This window comes from Oceanobacillus sp. MO10714A (genome assembly GCF_037072045.1).
Classification (GTDB): domain Bacteria; phylum Bacillota; class Bacilli; order Bacillales; family Amphibacillaceae; genus Oceanobacillus; species Oceanobacillus indicireducens.
In genome coordinates this window covers 1-2,323 of record NZ_JAXHDC010000099.1, presented here as the reverse complement: position 1 = coordinate 2,323, position 2,323 = coordinate 1, and the positions used below count along the sequence as shown (strand labels likewise).

Below are 2,323 nucleotides of genomic sequence, written 5' to 3'. Positions count from 1 at the left end.
TACAATTAAATTGTAGAAAAAACAGCTCTGAATGGAGGATTTATATATGAATATTGTAGTCGAAGCAAAACAAATAAAAAAAGTCTATGGTGCAAAGGGAAATGTATTTTCAGCTTTGGAGGATATAGACTTAACGGTCATGGAAGGTGAATTCGTCGGTATTATGGGACCCTCGGGTGCTGGTAAATCAACTTTACTAAATATATTGGCAACTATTGACGAGCCGACTACGGGTAACATCGTGGTTGACGGAATCAATTTGACAAAGATGAATGAAGAACAATTATCTGCCTTTCGCCGTGACAAACTTGGTTTCCTTTTCCAAGACTATAATTTATTAGATACTTTAACTGTGAAAGAAAATATTATCTTGCCGTTAGCCTTGGCAAAATTGAACATTAAAGAATTGGAACGAAGAGCAGATGAAGTGGCAGATAAATTTGGAATTCGCGACATTTTAAATAAGTACCCGTATCAAATTTCTGGTGGACAAAAGCAACGCACGGCAGCTTCGCGAGCGATTATTTCAAAGCCAAGCCTAATATTGGCAGATGAACCAACAGGTGCGTTGGATTCGAAATCAGCAACAGACTTGTTAGAAAGTTTAAAGGATCTAAATGAACAAGACAAGGCAACCATTTTAATGGTTACCCATGATGCTTATGCGGCAAGTTATTGTAATCGCGTCCTATTTATTAAAGACGGTAAAATCTTCACAGAACTTGTGAAAGGGAAAAGATCCCGCAAAGAATTTTTCAACAAGGTGTTGGATGTTCTATCCGCACTGGGGGGTGGAGCAAATGACATTATTTAGTTTAGCAAGGAAAAATATTAAAGGTAATTTCAATAATTATTTTGTCTATTTTGTTACGCTCGTATTCAGCATGGTTATTTATTATACGTTCACTTCCTTGCAATATAGCGAAAAAATTCAGGAAAGCATTGAATTGTCGGATACAATGAGTTTCATGTTTGGGGTATCATCAATTATCTTAATTTTATTCGTAGCAATCTTTATTTTATACTCCAATTCATTCTTCACAAGAAAAAGGAAGAAAGAAGTCGGATTGTACGCCATACTTGGTTTACGCAAGAAAACCATTGCAAAAATGTTATTTTATGAAAATTTGATTATGGGAATCATTGCAATAGTTATTGGAATTATTCTTGGAACCTTACTTTCCAAATTATTTGCAATGATTTTAATAAAACTTATGGGTTCAATTGCCGATGTGGACTTCGGTATTTCCATTCTAGCGATTACCCAAACAGTCATAGTCTTTATGGTCATTATTTTATTCACTTCTGTTCAAGGTTACCGTTTGATTTATCGTTTTACATTAATCGAATTATTCTATGATGAGAAAAAAGGAGAACAAATTCCAAAGGTTTCACTTATTTCGGCTGTTATCGGAGTTATATTGCTTGTCGTTAGTTACTGGCTGATATTAAAACCATTTCCTGACGAATTTACTACGGAATATTTAATGAAAAATTATGGTATTGCTTTTGTTGCTCTCGTCATTGGCACCCATTTATTTTTTCAATCTGTAACGGTCTATTTATTAAGATTATCACAAAAAAATAAGTCGCGTTATTACAGAGGAACTAGAATAATTGAAACATCTCGCTTACTGTTTCGTATTAGAGGGAATGCACGTACCTTTACAGTCATTGCATTGTTGAGTTCTGCAACGATCTGTTTCTTAGGTGCAACTTACAGTGGGTATTACAGCAACGAAAAAAGAGCTGAGGAAGTTGTTCCGTTCAGCTATTCGCATTTGTCAAAAGGTCCAGAATTTGATTCGCAGGTGGAGAGCATAATAAAAGCAGATCATCGACATCCAATAAAAGCCCAACTAGACATACCCGTCATTCAGGTAAAAGCAATACTCTCATTTCAACTGGATTATGACATAAATCCTGTGCAATTAATCTCAGAAAGTACATTTAATAAAGCAGCGAATGCTTTAAATAAGGATGAAACAGTCTCACTATCAAGAAATCAAGCAGCAGTAATCCAGCCAAGGTTTACTGAATATACGAAGTCGGTTTTTAAAGGAGAAAATATAACGATTCAATTGCCTCAAGGAAGCAGCAAACTGCCATTTGTTCATATGGTTGAAAGTAATGTGCTACCTTTCGATTATCCCGATTTCTTTCTCGTAGTCAGTAACGAAATGTTTGCTGAGATAGCCAAAAAAGAGGCTCCATTAACTTATAAAGTATATGAAGTGGAAAATGAAGTAACGGCACAAGCCACATCAAAGAAAGTAAATAAACTGGTTGGAAACGATTTTCAAGTTTCTTCATCATTTTATAC

General features: G+C 35.1%; 2 protein-coding genes. Both read left to right on the top strand.

Features of this window, described 5'->3' with window-relative positions; genetic code table 11:
* The first annotated feature begins 46 nt into the window (after positions 1-46).
* Positions 47-814, top strand: a complete 768-nt coding sequence (gene drcA, locus SPD53_RS19635) for a daptomycin efflux ABC transporter ATP-binding protein drcA (protein WP_336253561.1) — start codon at positions 47-49, stop codon at positions 812-814.
* Positions 801-2,323 (top strand): daptomycin efflux ABC transporter permease drcB (drcB, locus tag SPD53_RS19630; protein ID WP_336253560.1); only part of this gene is annotated, 1,523 nt, incomplete at its 3' end. The genes drcA and drcB, both read left to right, overlap by 14 nt.

Excerpts from the sequence above, each read along its gene's own strand:
- drcA (WP_336253561.1), top strand. The coding sequence starts at position 47 with ATGAATATTGTAGTCGAAGCAAAACAAATAAAAAAAGTCTATGGTGCA.